Consider the following 16,077-nt stretch of genomic DNA (forward strand, 5'->3'; position numbering starts at 1 on the left):
TTGAGCAATTTTTACTTATTGGTGATCTATCTTATTTGTATATTCACTCAACACGTATAAAACACTTGACCATGACAGAGACTATGAACCAAGAAAATATGACACCCCATCACATCAACGACAATCTCATTACTGAAAACGCTACAGAACAAGACAGCGTCGATGTCACACAACTACGCACGCCTATAAAGGTAGACCTGTCCCCTATATATAGCTTTTTGGGTGCTCGAACGACTCAGGATTGGGTGGATGCTGCCATTGAAAACTTGCCATTAATCATTCAAGATCATGCCAACTGCGAAAAAAAAGCCGCTGGAACTGCCATGAATCTCATATTTCGCTATGAGTTCTCTTATGACTTACAGCGGAAGCTCGCACAGTTGATACGTGAAGAAATGCTGCATTATGAGCAGGTATTAGGCATCATGAACGATCGTGGTCAGGAGTGGGAGTATTTGAGTGCTGGGCGCTACGCTAAAGGTATGTTGAAGCACAAACGTACTTACGAGCCAGCAGCAATGGTTGATGTGCTTATTATCGGAGCGTTTATCGAGGCACGCTCTTGCGAACGTTTTGCAGCATTGGCTGAAGTTATTAACGATGAGCGCTTGGCAAAGTATTACCGCTATTTATTGAAGTCTGAAAGTCGGCATTTTGAAGACTATCTAGCACTAGCACAGTCATTGGCTGAAGAGAATATTGATGACAGAGTCGCATTCTTTAAAGAAGTAGAATCAGAATTGATATCTAGCCCTGATACTGACTTACGCTTTCACAGCGGCACACCTGCTTAGGTATTGATAGCTATATTTTGGATCAAGAAATTTAGACCAAGAAAAAAGATGCCGTTACCGCTCAAACCAACTTGAGCATTAATGGCACCTTTTCTGATTGAATCTAGCTGTTGGTACCTCTTATTATAATATTTTCGGTGAAAACCACAGCTAGCATGGCAGGTTATTATTCATCATCTATCATTAACGGGCTGTCATATTGTTTATTGTTTTTGGCAATTTGATGTGGGTCATGTTCGTCCGTTGCTCTTTCTGCAGCAGCAGGATTCGCTCTCTGTAAAGCATCATCAGCGACAATGCCATGGCTGTCATCTGCATCTTTCAATTCATGACTCTGATTAACTGCTTTATCATTTGATATGCTCATAACGGCTCCTCACTATCGTCACTATTATAATCGTCTTATCTAAATATAAGTTACTAGGGCGTGCTCCCAATTCGAACAACAACTTTATATCAGCTAAGCACTAGCTGTCTTTTTCATCAGACTTTAATACCCGTGATTGCGCATTGTCAGCGTTTGCATAACGGTTCAGATTGTTTATCTCTTCACTCTTACAGTGTTCTCCTGCAACCGTATACTCATTAATCCCATCATCAAACGCATTACCTTCTTGATCACGACGATCAGGCTGGCGTGCAGGGTTGTCATTATCGTTGACGTGTTTTGAGTGAACCACACCTTCTTTGAATGTATCCGTCCCTTTGTTTTCGGTAATCTTTTTGTCTATCTGATTGTCGGATAATGATGATTTTTTGTTTTCCATGATCATGTCCTTGTTGTTTTTATTCGCCTGTTTTATTAGCAACTGTTAATAGAGGTTTATATTGACTCATTACCCTGTTGACTCAAATCATTAGCATTTAACTCTGCCATATTTTTGCCACCCGCTGGTAAGTCTTCTTCTTTTCGAGGATCAGCATATATTTCATCCGTCTCTTGTGAGTCTTGTTGTGGACCATCAATATCTGTCTCATGCTTGCGCCCTTCGTAACTGTCTTGCTCATGTTTGGCCTGTGATGCGACCTGATGGTCGATTGTTACCTCTTCTGCGTTATTTGATGTTTTATCGGTTGTCATAGCGTATCCCTCAAGTTGGTATGTTAACAAGTTGATATATTAAACAGTCAATCAAAACCCTTTTGACACTGACTATTTATCAGTGCGCAGTTCCTCTTTAATAAAAGAAGTCTGCTCATCTTCGCTCAATGTTTTAGGCGTGGCGCTCTTTTGCTCATCTTCAAGGTTTTTTGCAATTTTTTGGCTATCTGCTTGCTCTGCGGCCTGCTTAATATCTGAGCGATCGTTATCAATATGACTCATGGTGATTTCCTTTTCTTATAATTAAATATCAGTTAGTGAAACATCAGTTTTCTGTCAGTTAGCTGACTGATAATATTATGACTGACCTTAAGTATAAAGAGGACATTACGTACCTAACCAGTGTGCTGCCGTATCAATATGTATATAAATGTGAGGTTACAAGACAGTTTGTAACTTATATAGTCAGTGAACGACTAAAACCACTACGGTATTACCTTCATTAGCCGTGCTGAATGTACAATCTGCAGTGGTCTACCTGTTACCTATTCTAGAATTTTTTTATAAATACCAATCTCAAACAGTATGAGTGACGATGTCTGTGTCTATGTGTGTCTCTGACTATACAAATAATTTGCCAAAAAAAACCAAGCGCTAGTATTTACTGGCGCTTGGCTTTTTCAATTCATTCACAACATTCAATAATGTTTAAACAGTCATTCAGAGAGTAGCTACACTGAATCTCCTACACCATTGATGTTTTTTAACAAGTACTCTTGGGCGATATGTGGTGTTTCACCAGTTGCCGGCTGCAGGTGTGTCCAAACACCATTGCCATCAAGCGTCCAAGCTTGCGTATTGTCTTTAAGATAATTCAGTAAGCCATCTTGGTAGACTTGCTTGAACAATTTTTTGTCTTCAATTGGAAATGCCACTTCTACGCGGTGAAATAAATTACGATCCATCCAATCAGCACTACCGCAATATAAACGCTCATCACCATTATTATAAAAATAATAGATGCGCGTATGTTCTAAAAACCGACCTATTACTGAACGCACCGTAATATTCTCAGATAAATCTTTTACCTGTGGACGTAGACAACAAATAGAACGTAAAATCAGCTCAATTTTGACCCCTGCTTGCGAGGCATCATATAGCTTGGCAATCAGTTTTCGTTCCGTCAAAGCATTGACCTTTACGATAATATGGGCACGCTTACCTTTTTTTGCATGAGCAATTTCATCGTCGATAAAGCTCATCAATTTATCATGTAAGGTGAATGGTGCATGCAATAGTTTTTTTAGATTGGCCGGTTTACCCATTCCTGTCAGCTCTTGGAATATTTTGTGCACGTCTTCTGAGATATCAGGATCGGCGGTGAATAAACCATAATCAGTATAGACTTTCGCGTTGGCTGCGTGATAGTTGCCCGTACCTAAGTGCACATAGCGACGGATGCGGTTTTCTTCACGACGGATAATCAACATGAGCTTGGCATGGGTTTTATAACCAACGATACCATACACTACAACCGCGCCCGCTTCTTGTAAGTAGTTAGCGACAGCAATATTAGAGGCTTCATCGAAACGTGCCCTCAGCTCGATAACTGCGGTTACTTCTTTACCATTACGGGCGGCCGCTGCGAGTGCTTTGACTATTTCTGAATTGGTGCCTGAGCGATATAGGGTTTGCTTAATCGCTAGCACTTTTGGATCACTAGCCGCTTGCCACAATAAGTTAATAATTGGCGAAAAAGCGTGAAAAGGATGATGCACGAGCACATCTTTTTTTCGTATCGCAGCAAACATACTGGTCGCTTTGTCTAGCTTATCCATCTCACGGCGAAACTCTTTGGGAATTACATGGTTAAACGGCTGATAACGCAGCGCTGGAATATTGAAATCAAATAACAACCTTGTAAGGTTGACAGGACCATTAACGCGATACAACTGATTGTCATGTAGCTCAAACTCATTGAGCAAATAGTCACTGATGTCTGTTGGACAGTTGGTAGTGACTTCTAGACGAACTTTATCACCAAAGCGGCGGTTTTCGAGCTCACCTTCTAACGCTTTGGCAATATCTTCGACATCATCAGCCACATCTAGATCAGCATTACGGGTCAATCTGAACTGATGACAGCCCGTCACATTCATACCAGGGAACAGCTCACCGATATGCTCATGAATAATAGCAGATAACATGACGTGATGCTCTTTGCCGCCAGTCAACTCATCTGGCAAACGAATCACACGTGGCAGACTGCGCGGTGCTGGCACAATCGCAAGGTTGATATCACGGCCGAAAGCATCTTTACCTTCTAAGCTGGCAATGAAGTTTAAGCTCTTATTGACCAAACGCGGAAACGGATGTGCTGGGTCAATACTAATCGGTGTGAGTACTGGTGATACTTGCTCGGTGAAATAACGCTTCATCCATGCTGATTGCTCAGCATTGAGCTCATCGCGTTTGAGATAACGGATGTCTTCCTTAGCAAGTGCTGGCAAGATATCTTCGTTAAGAATACGATATTGCTCATCGATTGCATCGTGCATGACCATGGCTATTTCATTCAGCACTTCACTAGGACGCATACCTTGCACACTGGTCGAAACATCACCGATGTTGAGCTTTTGCATCAAGCCTGCGACACGAATTTCAAAAAACTCATCGATATTGGATGAGAAGATAATCAAGAAAAACAAACGTTCTAGTAGCGGATGACGAGTACTGGCTGCCTGTGCTAAAACACGCAGATGAAACTGTAATAAAGATAAGTCACGGTTGATATAGCTACTGGGTGAATAGCTGCCATCCTCTGAACGCTGCCATGCTACTTGGGTTAAATGTTTATTATCAGCAGTTTGAGCTTTATCGTTCACACCAGCATTGTTTACAGCAACATTGTTCACAGTAACATTGTCTTTCGCGTCACTGCTTTTTTTATCGTTTACATCTACCACGTCATTACTCCTGTTGCGTTATCGATACACCATCATTTTTTTTATACTTCTATTAGGGCATTGTCCTCAATCTGAACATTGCACTTTAAATGGGCTAAAAATGAGGACACGCCCTAGGACAAAGCAGCGAATTACTCTGCTTGCGGTAAGACGGCATTGTTCATACGTTTTTTGATAATACTTTGTTTGTTGCGCAATCGCCTATCACCTTGGTTGTCTTGGTAATACTTTGGATTGGTCAACATAGAAATAAGCAAAGATGATTCATCACGATTGAGGTTAGCAGCAGGTTTATTAAAATAATGCTGCGCAGCCGCTTCGACACCATAAATACCATTACCAAACTCTGCCACATTGAGATAAGCAGTCAAAATACGCTGTTTATCCCATAGGGCTTCAATCATCACGGTAATAACCGCTTCTTCTCCCTTGCGAGCATACGAGCGATGCGAAGTCAAAAACAAGTTTTTTGCCAATTGCTGAGTAATCGTTGAACCACCCGCAGACGTTTTACCTGTTTCTTCATTTCTTTTCATTGCTGCTTCAATGCCTTTCATATCAAAACCATTATGCTGGCTAAATGTCGAGTCCTCGCTTACTATCGCTGCTTGTTTGGCAGATTTTGCAATGTCATCATACTCTACCCAAGTCTGAGTGACTGAACCCTCGGTTATGCGATGCGTCAGCATAAACATGCTGTTATTAATCGGCTGCGTTTTCCAGATCAATAGTAGTCCAGCGACCAACACATGGAACACCACGACTATGAGCATTAATGCCAATAATAGTCGTTTGATAAATTTGCCAAAACTTGCCATGCGCGATATCCAAGTGATTAAAAAGCTAATAAGATGAAATGATAAATCAATAACGAGAAGCAGCAGGTCATCTTACCTAATCTCACAATCGCTGTCATTATTTACCCTACTTCTTTATCATGTCATAATGGTTAAACCGTCTGTATGCTTTGGAATAAAATTATAAAATCAGGACTTTTTTGATAATTATTAAGACAAGAGAACAAATATGTACGATGATAGTCATATAAAAAATTTACGAGCACGTATCATAGGCACCAATCCAAACCTTGATACAGTTGAAAATAGAGATAAATGGTGGTTGCTTGGCACCGCTGGCTGTCATTTATGTGACATCGCAGAGCAGCAGCTAATTCAATTTCAAGCGGTACAGCCCATCGATTATCACTATATCGATATCGCTGATTTTGATGAAACATTAATGTTAGAGTTTGCCACCACCATTCCTATTATTTTGACACCCTCAAAACAACTAAACTACCCATTTTCAGTACTGGACTTACAGCAACTCATCGTTTGATAATATTTAAATGGTCATAAAACCCTATAGTGAGAAAACTATGAAAGATTTAAAAAAAATAACAGAAATTGAAGACCTGCGCCGCATCGCTGAGCGCAAAGTACCACGTATGTTTTACGATTACGTCGATTCAGGCTCATGGACGGAGACCACGTATCGCAATAACGAAACGGATTTTGATCGTATCAAACTGCGTCAGCGAGTGCTGGTAGATATGGACAACCGCAGTCTAGCAACACAGATGCTCGGTGAATCTGTCAAAATGCCAGTGGCGATTGCACCAACTGGTTTTACAGGAATGATGTGGGCGGATGGAGAAATCAAAGCCGCACAGGCCGCTGAAAAGTTCGGTGTGCCCTTCTCACTCTCAACCATGAGCATCTGCTCAATCGAGGACGTCGCTGAAAACACCAATGCGCCATTTTGGTTTCAACTATACGTCATGCGTGATAAAGATTTTATGACCAATCTGATTCGCCGTGCGAAAGCAGCAAACTGTTCTGCGCTTATTCTCACCGCTGATTTGCAAGTACTAGGTCAACGCCATAAAGACATCAAAAACGGTTTGTCTGCGCCGCCGAAACCCACACTCGCTAATATGCTGAATCTAGTGACCAAGCCAGAATGGTGCATGAATATGCTCGGCACCAAACGTCATACGTTTGGCAACATCGTTGGACATGCCAAAAACGTCGAGGATCTCTCATCATTGTCAGCATGGACTGCCGAACAGTTCGATCCGCGCTTGAGCTGGGATGATGTCGCCCGTATCAAGGACGAATGGGGCGGAAAACTCATCATAAAAGGCATTATGGAACCAGAAGATGCCATACTAGCCGCCCGTAGCGGTGCCGATGCGCTGGTTGTCTCAAACCATGGTGGTCGCCAATTAGATGGTGCACTGTCCTCTATCTCTGCGCTTTCTGATATTGTGCAAGCGGTCCATGCTGAAAACAGCGATATCGAGGTCTGGCTAGATAGCGGTATTCGCTCTGGTCAAGATGTATTAAAGGCTATCTCGCTGGGTGCAAAAGGCACCATGATCGGCCGAGCGTTTTTGTATGGTCTAGGCGCTTATGGCGAAGACGGTGTCCGCCGTGCGCTTGAGCTAATCTATAAAGAGTGTGATATTAGCATGGCGTTCTGTGGTCATACCGATATCAATACCGTCACTGACAATATCTTGGTAAAAGGTACCTATGAAAACCTCAAAACTACCTATCTTTAAAGCTAGCTATTTATGACCATTCAACAATTATTTAAAACGGCACCTGTCACTACTTTGTTATTGGTCAGCTTTATTGGCCTATTTGTTATACAAGTGCTGACGGGCGTCGATGCCAATAATCCATCGACAGAAAACCTATTAAACTGGGGCGCCAATGCCTTACCCTACACCATGAATGAAGACCCATGGCGGCTGGTAAGCAGTGCATTTTTGCACATTGGCCTAATGCATTTATTGTTTAATGCCTTTGCGATGTACTTCTTCGGTCAAGTTGCCGAGCCGATATTTGGCTCAGCTAAGTTTTTGGTATTGTTTTTACTGGCAGCCGTCGGTGGCGGCTTACTCAATAACTATATAACATGGCAGGCGTTATTAGAGGGAACGGGGCAGCCTGGACTATCGGCGGGCGCATCTGGTGGCATCATGGGCATCGGTGCAGCATTATTAATAGTGGCGCTGTTTAAGATATCGGTCAATGGCATGGTACTCAATCTAAAAAGCTTGATAATGATTATGGGCATCAACCTTGTGTATGGTTTTGCGGTGCCGGGGATTGATAATGCAGGACATATCGGCGGTGCTATTACCGGACTCGTCATTGCATTACCTTTTGCGATTGCCTACCGTCAACGTATGACAGTCACTCTACAAAATGCCGCTATTTATCAGAACCAAAACCTACACCGTCATCAAACGACCTATATCAATCAACCACCTAGCGTCGATAGTTACTCAGCTCCTCACGCTACTGATTTAGATAATAGTGACTTAAATAGCTCTGACTTAAATAGCTCTAACTTTAATAGCAATGACCTTGCTCGTTATCGTTCAGATATGACCGACTCCTATAACGATGATACTTATGCGCAACGTAGCGCTGGTATGGATTCAAGGTCAAATATCGACACGGCTCATGCCAACAGCACCACACCAAAAACACCTATTAAACCCTCGTTTATCTGGCAGTTATTGCCATGGCTAGCGATGTTATTGATCAGTATTGGCTTTGTCTGGTGGTGGCAAGATATTCATGCTCAGATCATACAGATATTAAAAACCATTGAGTAAATGCGCATAGTTATTTATCATGACTAAACAGCCGATGAGTTTTACCCACTTATTGCTACACAGTTGCTTTACCTTATTATTCCTAATTTACGAGATTCGATTATGTTTAGACTTGCAGCGCTACCTAGTATCTCTACGCGTACCATGCTTATCACGTCCACAGCTACCGCATTATTCAGTGTGACCAGCATGTCTAACGCTGCACTGTTTGAGGACAACTTACCCACTGACCCAGATGCAGTATTAAGCGTCGGCGTCAACGCCATGTCTGTTAAGTCAGCTTATGACCTGGAAGACGATACCGAGATAAATGTGTTACCAGGCGTATTTTATGACAATAATCTGTTTTATATACGCGGCGCACAAGCAGGTGCTTACGTCATTAACAATAGAGCTAACCAGCTGTCTGCTTATGTCAAGCTTGCGGGTACTGAGTTTGACCCTGACGATGCTACTGATGATTTGGCTGGGCTAGATGAACGCAAATTGTCAGCAGAAGCTGGTTTGAGCTATCAGCGTAATACCTCACTGGGTGCCATCCGTGCTCAGATAGGCGCCGATGTGCTAGATCGCAGCGGTGGTAATACAGCTCGCTTGACCTATCTTGCCAGAGTTACTAAGGGCAATTTAACCGTCTATCCTAGCATTGGTTTTGAATACCATGATGATGATTATAACGAATACTATTATGGTGTCAGTGATAAAGAGTCAGCTGAAACTGGTGTTGACGCTTATCAAGCTGATGCAAGCTTGAACCCTTACGTAAGCGTCAGTGCCAACTATGACTTCAATGAAAAATGGGCAGGGTTTTTTAATCAAAGCGTGAGCTATCTACCGACTGAGCAGTACGATAGTCCAATGGTAGACTCGCGTGTTGAAGCAGCGACGACGCTTGGTTTGCTTTATAAGTTCTAGCTAAAATTGAATGTTTGGTAGAAAAAGCCGAGCATTTTGCTTGGCTTTTTTTGGTTTAAGTCGAGCTGTTATAAATTCAAACGCTCTGCTGGCTTTTTTATCATACTTTATTTAAGTTTCGCTCTAAATAGAAACGCCAAACCGTACTTATGAATAATAATACGTATGAGCCAATCCAACACCCAACTCCCCAAATTTTCAGTTCGATTTCTGAATCATGAACGCCTTTATCGCCTGTTGCTATTATAGTTGTGAGAAAAAAAGTAGATAACCCAAGCATTAAAGTAAAAGCGGCAAGGTTAATCGGGTTTTTATGGCGTAACGTCAGGTATATAGCTAGCAAAAAAGTGAGATTACTATAAGCTTGGAATACTAAACCAATCCAACCCAATAGAATACCCATTACTAAAGTCTCATAGCCAAAATAAGTTTCACCATCGTAATGTAGCGCAGGTAAACATAGAGATAATAGCCACACGTACAGAGCTATTTTAGACAGTGTTGGCGGGTTGGAACAAGTATGATCAAGGCTCATGAGTTATCCTTACTTATTCTACTGGAGCAATGGTTGTTTGATCTAATAGCTCCTAATATACCTATCCAATACTCCTCACTTTGCGTAAAAGCTGTGTATTTAGCATCACTGCTTCATATAAATTCCATAAAATATAAACAAAAAAAAGACCTTGCCACATTCTCTTATAAGAAGTGACAAGGTCTTTTTTATTTCTAAATCCTCAATAGAATCTAAGCATTACTTTTCAAATACGCTAACATAGTGTCCGCATCCGATACTTCAAATGGGTCTATTGGACAGTTGTCGCCAAAGTCAGCTTCCTTAAACACTTTTTTAACTTCTTTATTGTCGACTACCATCGAATAACGCCATGAGCGCATACCAAAGCCAACATTACTCTTATCAACCAGCATGCCCATTTTACGAGTGAACTCACCATTACCATCAGGAAGTAAGAAAACGTTTTCACGGTTTTGCTTTAGACCCCATTGGTACATGACGAACGCATCATTGACAGAAATACAAACTATTTCATCTACGCCTAATGCCTTAAACTCATTATAAAGCTCTTCATAACGAGGGAGATGGCTGGTTGAACAAGTTGGCGTAAAGGCGCCTGGTAGAGAAAACACAACCACTTTTTTATTGGCAAATAACTCATCTGTGGTTAGATCATACCATGTGAATGGGTTGTCTCCGCCAATAGAGTCATCACGAACACGAGTTTTAAAGGTCATATCAGGAACATGGGTAATCATTATTTACTCCGATTTAGGTTATTGTCTTTTTTTCTAAAATTCTGCAGGTATATGATAATAGTTATACTGGTCCATAAGCAATCTTTGAGATTACATCCCCTGGATAAAATATAGCAATAGCTTGAAAAGTATAGACCAAAAAAAGACCTTGCCACATTCTCTTATAACTCATATAAGAAGTGACAAGGTCTTTTTATTTCTAAACTCTCAGTGAGACAAATATGACACTACCAGAAAGACGCATGCAAATGGTACTTATCGTACATTAAGCAAGTCTAACGCTGTAGCAGGTCACTACTTGATCTACTGCTTGGTCTACTGCTTATTTAGGGTTCACCATATCAGCAGGAATAACCCACTCATCAAACTGCGCTTCCGTTAATAGCTCTAGCTCAACCGCCACTTGCTTCAAGGTTTTGTTTTCTTTATAAGCCGTCTTAGCGATTTTCGCTGCATTTTCATAACCAACATGACGGTTCAATGAGGTCACTAGCATCAACGAGTTATGCAAGAAATCATCAATTTTGTCTTTTACTGGCTCGATACCAACGGCACAGTTATCGTTAAAGCTGTTGCAAGCATCGCCAAGTAATTTAATAGACTGCAATAAGTTAAATGCGATCACTGGCTTATACACGTTTAGCTCAAAGTTGCCTGATGCGCCAGCCATGCTGATAGTCGTGTCGTTACCCATGACCTGAGCGACAACCATGGTCATTGCTTCTGACTGAGTTGGGTTCACTTTGCCTGGCATGATAGAAGAGCCTGGCTCATTTTCAGGAATCGTCAATTCGCCCAGACCACAACGAGGGCCAGATGCCAACCAACGTACGTCATTAGCGATTTTATTTAAGCTCGCTGCTAGCGTTTTTAGGGCGCCTGACGCAAATACTTCGGCATCACGAGCGGCTAGTGCTTCAAACTTATTCGGTGAGGTGACAAATGGCAAATCAGTTAGGGTTGATAGTTGCTCAGCCGCTTTTACTGCATAATCAGGATGAGCGTTTAGACCAGTACCGACCGCAGTACCACCTAATGGCAATTCATACAGGCCTTGTAGCGCGTTATCGATACGAGTCAATGCATGGTCAAGTTGGCTCACATAGCCGCTGAACTCTTGGCCTAACGTTAATGGAGTAGCATCTTGTAAATGCGTACGACCGATTTTTACGATGCTATCGAACTCTTTTGCTTTAGCAGCGAGCGTATCACGTAGTGCTGTTACCGCTGGAATCAGCAAGCTATTGATCTGACGAGCAGCCGCCACACGAATCGCCGTTGGGAAGCTGTCGTTGGTAGACTGTGCATGGTTTACATGGTCATTTGGGTGAATTGGCGTGTAGCTGCCACGCTCAGAACCAGCGATTTCGTTGGCACGGTTGGCAAGCACTTCATTCATGTTCATGTTTGACTGTGTGCCAGAACCTGTCTGCCATACGACCAATGGGAATTGATCAGTTAGACCACCATTGATGATTTCGTCAGCGGCTTGTACGATTAGATCACGCTTGTCGCCTTCGATACGCTCTAGGCTTGCATTGGTAATGGCAGCGGCTTTTTTGACCAATGCCATCGCTTCGATCATTGGACGTGGTAATGTTTCACCACCGATTTTGAAGTTTTGACGGCTACGCTGTGTTTGCGCACCCCAATATGCATCAGCTGGGACTTCCACATTTCCCATAGTATCTTTTTCGGTACGAGTTGCCTGATTCTGTGTCGACATAACTACCCTCTTTTCTGGTTTGTTGTTGTATGGCTGAGCCGTAAAAAGTGTAACACCTGCTACACTTAAAAGAATATACGATATAAAGTGGCATTATAATAGCATGACTAAGACCAGTTGAATATTCACAAATAATCATTGCCAATATCTAACATCAGCAGTCAGCATCAATATCTCATTGGATAATATAACTATGCATCCTGAACCAAAAAGCTCAATGTCAGAGGAATCAGAAATTAGCAACCCACCCAGACGATACTTTACTCGCCAGCGTCGGCAGTTAACTGACAGTACACGCAGGAATATGGGACAAGCGGCAAGCCTGTATCTAACTAAGTTACAACAGCGATTGCCAAAAAACGCACGTATTGGCCTATATTATGATGGGTTTGGCGAATTACCCACTCAGCCAATTTTAGAGTGGTGTCAACGCTTAGGCTATTTTTCTTATCTACCCGTGGTCGGTTCACTTGGTCATGCTAACAATGGCTTTGAGGATAAACGGCTGCGTTTTGTCCCTATCTATCATTCAAAGCTACTTAACGTACCAACACGTATCCATCGGTTAGGTATGAAGCAAAACCATCATCGCCGGCTACTTTGGGCGCGAGAATTGGATGTCATTATCTGTCCGCTGGTGGCAGTCGATACACACGGCAACCGTATGGGTATGGGTGGCGGCTTTTATGATACGACATTAAGTAAAGTCTATCGGTCAGGGGCGAAAAAACCATTAAAAATAGGCTGGTGTTATGATTTTCAAGTGGTTGAGCAGTTAGCGCGTCAACCGTGGGATGTGCCATTAGATGGCTTAATCACGCCAAGCGGCATAAGGTGGTTTTAATGAAAGATGATAAACAATTTAAAAAAGAAGACTCTAGCGCTGCTGATTCCAGTGCAGATAGTGTGGATGAGTATCTGCAAACGTTAGGCAACGAGGACGCTAGAGAGCGACGTTACTACAGTCAAGAGCAGCCGTTTAGCTCTGAGGAGATGACACGGCTAATCAATGAAGAACGTCTAAATAAACTGCTGGCGCAAAGTGATGAGTTTTTGAGTAGTTTGAATAGTGAGTTGAGAGATTTTGATGAGTAGCATTTATAATAAAATAACAAGAGTATAATTATCAGGTATGACACATGAGCGCAAAAAACACACCTATAAAGACAGTCGTTAGCTACTTTCGCTCAAAACCGCTACGAATAGTTTTCGCTAGTGTATGGGCTTTTTTTGTCGGTCTTATTATTACTTCAGGTTTTGGGCCACACCCTTATGCGCTAGAGATGCTTGATGCGCCTGAGCCGCATGCATATGCTATGGGGCTCGTTGTCACATTGGTGGTTGCAATGCTTTTTCATTTAAGCTTTCTAGTGACTATCGATGTATATATGCGTAGCCAGTGGAAGTTTTTTACCATGCTGATTGTTACTACGTTCTTTTTACTTTTCTTCGGTATGATGGTTATACATGCACCAGCGCCACTTGGCTGGATGATTGCGTGGAGCTTTTTATCATTTCTACTGTTTTTGGTTATTTGCTTTTGCCAGGCTTGCTTATTTTTTTTACGTTGTGTATTCCGTCAACCATAGTTATGAGGATAAAAAGTTTTATACTAATTAAAAACACCATTCACCCTAAAATATCATCACAATCCAACCAAATATCAATAACAGAATGCTTTAACGGATAAATACTTATTTTTTATCAAACTATTGTTTATAAATGACCTATGAACTATAATTATTGAAAATAGTTATCATTACCGAATAGGTATCGTCCGTCATGAAGAGCAAAACGAAAAAAGGATTTATATCACCAGCTTCACTCAAGGTTATTTTTTACCTTTGGGCAATACTATTTCTGCTAACGCTTGCTGATTATGTCTATGACTATAATGGTTTTGAGCTTGCCGAACTTAGGAGCTTTGGCTTCACTCTAGCGGGATTCTATACTTTCGCACTCATGAGCTATATAGAAACCCAACGGACAAAACAGCGCAACGACAGACCATTCTCACGTATCCTTATCCTTCTTGTATCTTATATTTTCTCAGGGATACTCATGGCTTTATTCATTTTATCAGCCCTAGACTATATGCGTGGTAATTTAGCGTTAGATCATATATATGATCCCGTTTTTCAGCTATTTTTCTTCTACCTTTTACTTAAAACCATAACAGAGATGAAGAATGGTTTAGTCCATAAAGAAGCGCCTATGCTTTCGTAGTAACGCTTACCTTCGGTATCTCTTATTCAAACAAAACAAGACTTACTTCTAAGTCTTGTTTTGTTTTATCTGCTGTTATTTACAAACCATACTCTGTACGTCTACAACACCATCGCGGCTATCCAACCAAATATCAATAACGGAATATTGTAGTGAATAAAGGTCGGCACCACACTGTCTTTGATATGGTCATGCTGTCCATCGATATTCAAACCAGACGTCGGCCCAAGAGTCGAGTCTGACGCAGGAGAACCCGCATCACCTAGCGCGCCAGCCGTACCGATAATCGCCACAGTTGCCAATGGCGAAAATCCTAAAGAGATACATAGTGGTACATAAATCGCGGCCAAAATAGGAATGGTCGAAAATGACGAGCCAATACCCATGGTCACAATCAAGCCAACCAATAGCATGATAAATGCAGCCATCGCTTTATTACCAGCGAACAGTGACGCCGCACCATCAACCAATGGCTGAATCTGATCAGTGGCTTTCATTACCTCAGCGAAGCCCTGCGCAGTAATCATGATAAAGCCAATCATCGCCATTAGCTTGATACCGTCATTAAACACAGTATCAGCATCACGCCACTTGACCACGCCTGTTGCCATAAACACAGCAAAACCAAACATCGAACCTAGCAATAACGATTCTGTGTATAGCTGTACGACAAAAGCGGTCACAATAGCAGCCAATGCCACCATTGTTTTTGCTGTACTTTGGGTTTGCGCACTAGCGGCGGTTTTGCTCAATGCATCATTTTCTATAGCGGCATCATGTGCCTCTTTGTCTATCGCAACTTGTTGATACTCACGCGGCTTACGGTAGCTAATAAACACAGCCGTCAATAAGCCAACAAACATACCCAACGCTGGTATCGCCATGGCATGAGTGACCGAGATATTACTCACGTCAATGCCCGCCTCACCGACGTTTTTCAGCATGATTTCATTCAGGTAAATATCACCAAACCCATACGGAATAAACATATAAGTAGTAACCAGCCCAAACGTAATCAAACAAGCAATGAGACGTCTATCAATTTTCATACGATTAAACGCTAGTAGCAATGGCGGTACTAGTAGAGGAATAAAGGCGATATGAATAGGAATTAAGTTTTGGCTAAAGCAGCTCATGGTGATTAAGCCTGCAAACAGCATGTACTTAATCATGCCACTGGTGCCGCCCGCATCAATACGCTTGATGACCGATCCTGCCAACGACTGTGGCAAGCCTGAATGCGCAATCGCGACTGCAAACGCACCCAGTAACGCGTATGACAGCGCGATTTGTGCGCCATTACGAATACCTTCTTGAAAAGCCTCTAAAGTCTCAGTGATACCGAGACCGGCTATTAATCCACCAGCCAGTGCACCGATTAATAAACTGAGCACCACGTGTACCCTTGCAAGTGACAGGCCTAGCATGATCACTACCGCCAGTAATACTGCATTGATTGTCATGTGTGCCTCGTATTCTGTTTTCTTTGGTCTAATTTA

The 16,077-nt window shown here is 42.1% G+C and carries 19 protein-coding genes; 9 read left to right on the forward strand and 10 right to left on the reverse strand.

Annotated features, from left to right (window positions below; all coding sequences use genetic code 11):
• Window positions 1–83 precede the first annotated feature (83 nt).
• A complete protein-coding gene (locus EI164_RS01285) occupies window positions 84–794 on the forward strand; it encodes a tRNA-(ms[2]io[6]A)-hydroxylase (RefSeq protein ID WP_192518193.1) in 711 nt (236 codons plus the stop codon).
• A 166-nt stretch (window positions 795–960) separates the two neighbouring features.
• Here the strand turns inward: EI164_RS01285 and EI164_RS01290 are convergent, their stop codons facing one another.
• From EI164_RS01290 to mtgA, 6 genes are all read right to left on the reverse strand, one after another.
• A complete protein-coding gene (locus EI164_RS01290) occupies window positions 961–1,161 on the reverse strand; it encodes a hypothetical protein (protein ID WP_192518194.1) in 201 nt (66 codons plus the stop codon).
• A gap of 100 nt (window positions 1,162–1,261) precedes the next feature.
• The gene (locus EI164_RS01295; RefSeq protein WP_225739058.1) at window positions 1,262–1,561 is read right to left on the reverse strand and encodes a hypothetical protein; all 300 of its coding nucleotides are present in this window, start codon (window positions 1,559–1,561) and stop codon (window positions 1,262–1,264) included.
• A 56-nt stretch (window positions 1,562–1,617) separates the two neighbouring features.
• Entirely contained in the window at window positions 1,618–1,875 is a 258-nt protein-coding gene (locus EI164_RS01300) for a hypothetical protein (protein WP_192518196.1), read from the reverse strand.
• Between the two features lie 72 nt (window positions 1,876–1,947).
• Window positions 1,948–2,118: a hypothetical protein gene (locus EI164_RS01305; protein ID WP_192518197.1), complete on the reverse strand. Its 171-nt coding sequence runs from the start codon at window positions 2,116–2,118 to the stop codon at window positions 1,948–1,950.
• 449 nt (window positions 2,119–2,567) lie between these two features.
• Complete coding sequence (ppk1, locus tag EI164_RS01310; protein WP_192518224.1) at window positions 2,568–4,721, reverse strand: polyphosphate kinase 1; 2,154 nt, start codon at window positions 4,719–4,721, stop codon at window positions 2,568–2,570.
• A 212-nt stretch (window positions 4,722–4,933) separates the two neighbouring features.
• Window positions 4,934–5,620: a monofunctional biosynthetic peptidoglycan transglycosylase gene (gene mtgA / locus EI164_RS01315; protein ID WP_192518198.1), complete on the reverse strand. Its 687-nt coding sequence runs from the start codon at window positions 5,618–5,620 to the stop codon at window positions 4,934–4,936.
• Window positions 5,621–5,828: 208 nt separating this feature from the next.
• On the opposite strand from mtgA, the gene EI164_RS01320 reads away from it, so the two are divergent.
• From EI164_RS01320 to EI164_RS01335, 4 genes are all read left to right on the forward strand, one after another.
• Window positions 5,829–6,140, forward strand: a complete 312-nt coding sequence (locus tag EI164_RS01320) for a glutaredoxin family protein (protein WP_192518199.1) — start codon at window positions 5,829–5,831, stop codon at window positions 6,138–6,140.
• Window positions 6,141–6,180: 40 nt separating this feature from the next.
• Entirely contained in the window at window positions 6,181–7,368 is a 1,188-nt protein-coding gene (locus tag EI164_RS01325; protein WP_192518200.1) for an alpha-hydroxy acid oxidase, read from the forward strand.
• 12 nt (window positions 7,369–7,380) lie between these two features.
• Window positions 7,381–8,436: a rhomboid family intramembrane serine protease gene (locus tag EI164_RS01330; protein WP_192518201.1), complete on the forward strand. Its 1,056-nt coding sequence runs from the start codon at window positions 7,381–7,383 to the stop codon at window positions 8,434–8,436.
• Between the two features lie 102 nt (window positions 8,437–8,538).
• On the forward strand, window positions 8,539–9,351 hold the full coding sequence (locus tag EI164_RS01335) for a MipA/OmpV family protein (protein WP_192518202.1): 813 nt from the start codon (window positions 8,539–8,541) through the stop codon (window positions 9,349–9,351).
• A 100-nt stretch (window positions 9,352–9,451) separates the two neighbouring features.
• On the opposite strand, the gene EI164_RS01340 is transcribed toward EI164_RS01335, so the two are convergent.
• The 3 genes from EI164_RS01340 to fumC form a co-directional block, all read right to left on the reverse strand.
• The gene (locus EI164_RS01340; protein WP_192518203.1) at window positions 9,452–9,886 is read right to left on the reverse strand and encodes a hypothetical protein; all 435 of its coding nucleotides are present in this window, start codon (window positions 9,884–9,886) and stop codon (window positions 9,452–9,454) included.
• Window positions 9,887–10,098: 212 nt separating this feature from the next.
• Window positions 10,099–10,626: a peroxiredoxin gene (locus tag EI164_RS01345; RefSeq protein WP_192518204.1), complete on the reverse strand. Its 528-nt coding sequence runs from the start codon at window positions 10,624–10,626 to the stop codon at window positions 10,099–10,101.
• A gap of 322 nt (window positions 10,627–10,948) precedes the next feature.
• Entirely contained in the window at window positions 10,949–12,352 is a 1,404-nt protein-coding gene (fumC, locus tag EI164_RS01350; protein WP_192518205.1) for a class II fumarate hydratase, read from the reverse strand.
• A 193-nt stretch (window positions 12,353–12,545) separates the two neighbouring features.
• On the opposite strand from fumC, the gene EI164_RS01355 reads away from it, so the two are divergent.
• The 4 genes from EI164_RS01355 to EI164_RS01370 all read left to right on the forward strand — a co-directional run bounded on the left by EI164_RS01355 (window position 12,546) and on the right by EI164_RS01370 (window position 14,578).
• Window positions 12,546–13,196: a 5-formyltetrahydrofolate cyclo-ligase gene (locus EI164_RS01355; protein WP_225739059.1), complete on the forward strand. Its 651-nt coding sequence runs from the start codon at window positions 12,546–12,548 to the stop codon at window positions 13,194–13,196.
• On the forward strand, window positions 13,196–13,447 hold the full coding sequence (locus EI164_RS01360; RefSeq protein WP_192518206.1) for a hypothetical protein: 252 nt from the start codon (window positions 13,196–13,198) through the stop codon (window positions 13,445–13,447). Before EI164_RS01355 ends, EI164_RS01360 begins: the two co-directional genes overlap by 1 nt.
• A gap of 44 nt (window positions 13,448–13,491) precedes the next feature.
• Entirely contained in the window at window positions 13,492–13,941 is a 450-nt protein-coding gene (locus EI164_RS01365; protein ID WP_192518207.1) for a hypothetical protein, read from the forward strand.
• A 193-nt stretch (window positions 13,942–14,134) separates the two neighbouring features.
• A complete protein-coding gene (locus EI164_RS01370; protein ID WP_192518208.1) occupies window positions 14,135–14,578 on the forward strand; it encodes a hypothetical protein in 444 nt (147 codons plus the stop codon).
• Between the two features lie 101 nt (window positions 14,579–14,679).
• Here the strand turns inward: EI164_RS01370 and EI164_RS01375 are convergent, their stop codons facing one another.
• Window positions 14,680–16,041 carry a Na+/H+ antiporter family protein gene (locus EI164_RS01375; RefSeq protein ID WP_192518209.1) on the reverse strand — a complete coding sequence of 454 codons (1,362 nt, stop codon included), beginning with the start codon at window positions 16,039–16,041 and terminating at the stop codon, window positions 14,680–14,682.
• Window positions 16,042–16,077: the final 36 nt, after the last annotated feature.

Origin of the sequence: Psychrobacter sp. FME13, from assembly GCF_014861395.1 — a bacterium.
GTDB lineage: Bacteria > Pseudomonadota > Gammaproteobacteria > Pseudomonadales > Moraxellaceae > Psychrobacter.

What these genes read in the sequence shown, in the direction of transcription:
- EI164_RS01285 (WP_192518193.1), top strand. Translation starts at nt 84, where the DNA reads ATGAACCAAGAAAATATGACACCCCATCACATCAACGACAATCTCATT.
- EI164_RS01290 (WP_192518194.1), bottom strand. Translation starts at nt 1,161, where the DNA reads ATGAGCATATCAAATGATAAAGCAGTTAATCAGAGTCATGAATTGAAA.
- EI164_RS01295 (WP_225739058.1), bottom strand. Translation starts at nt 1,561, where the DNA reads ATGGAAAACAAAAAATCATCATTATCCGACAATCAGATAGACAAAAAG.
- EI164_RS01300 (WP_192518196.1), bottom strand. Translation starts at nt 1,875, where the DNA reads ATGACAACCGATAAAACATCAAATAACGCAGAAGAGGTAACAATCGAC.
- EI164_RS01305 (WP_192518197.1), bottom strand. Translation starts at nt 2,118, where the DNA reads ATGAGTCATATTGATAACGATCGCTCAGATATTAAGCAGGCCGCAGAG.
- mtgA (WP_192518198.1), bottom strand. Translation starts at nt 5,620, where the DNA reads ATGGCAAGTTTTGGCAAATTTATCAAACGACTATTATTGGCATTAATG.
- EI164_RS01320 (WP_192518199.1), top strand. Translation starts at nt 5,829, where the DNA reads ATGTACGATGATAGTCATATAAAAAATTTACGAGCACGTATCATAGGC.
- EI164_RS01325 (WP_192518200.1), top strand. Translation starts at nt 6,181, where the DNA reads ATGAAAGATTTAAAAAAAATAACAGAAATTGAAGACCTGCGCCGCATC.
- EI164_RS01330 (WP_192518201.1), top strand. Translation starts at nt 7,381, where the DNA reads ATGACCATTCAACAATTATTTAAAACGGCACCTGTCACTACTTTGTTA.
- EI164_RS01335 (WP_192518202.1), top strand. Translation starts at nt 8,539, where the DNA reads ATGTTTAGACTTGCAGCGCTACCTAGTATCTCTACGCGTACCATGCTT.
- EI164_RS01340 (WP_192518203.1), bottom strand. Translation starts at nt 9,886, where the DNA reads ATGAGCCTTGATCATACTTGTTCCAACCCGCCAACACTGTCTAAAATA.
- EI164_RS01345 (WP_192518204.1), bottom strand. Translation starts at nt 10,626, where the DNA reads ATGATTACCCATGTTCCTGATATGACCTTTAAAACTCGTGTTCGTGAT.
- fumC (WP_192518205.1), bottom strand. Translation starts at nt 12,352, where the DNA reads ATGTCGACACAGAATCAGGCAACTCGTACCGAAAAAGATACTATGGGA.
- EI164_RS01355 (WP_225739059.1), top strand. Translation starts at nt 12,546, where the DNA reads ATGCATCCTGAACCAAAAAGCTCAATGTCAGAGGAATCAGAAATTAGC.
- EI164_RS01360 (WP_192518206.1), top strand. Translation starts at nt 13,196, where the DNA reads ATGAAAGATGATAAACAATTTAAAAAAGAAGACTCTAGCGCTGCTGAT.
- EI164_RS01365 (WP_192518207.1), top strand. Translation starts at nt 13,492, where the DNA reads ATGAGCGCAAAAAACACACCTATAAAGACAGTCGTTAGCTACTTTCGC.
- EI164_RS01370 (WP_192518208.1), top strand. Translation starts at nt 14,135, where the DNA reads ATGAAGAGCAAAACGAAAAAAGGATTTATATCACCAGCTTCACTCAAG.
- EI164_RS01375 (WP_192518209.1), bottom strand. Translation starts at nt 16,041, where the DNA reads ATGACAATCAATGCAGTATTACTGGCGGTAGTGATCATGCTAGGCCTG.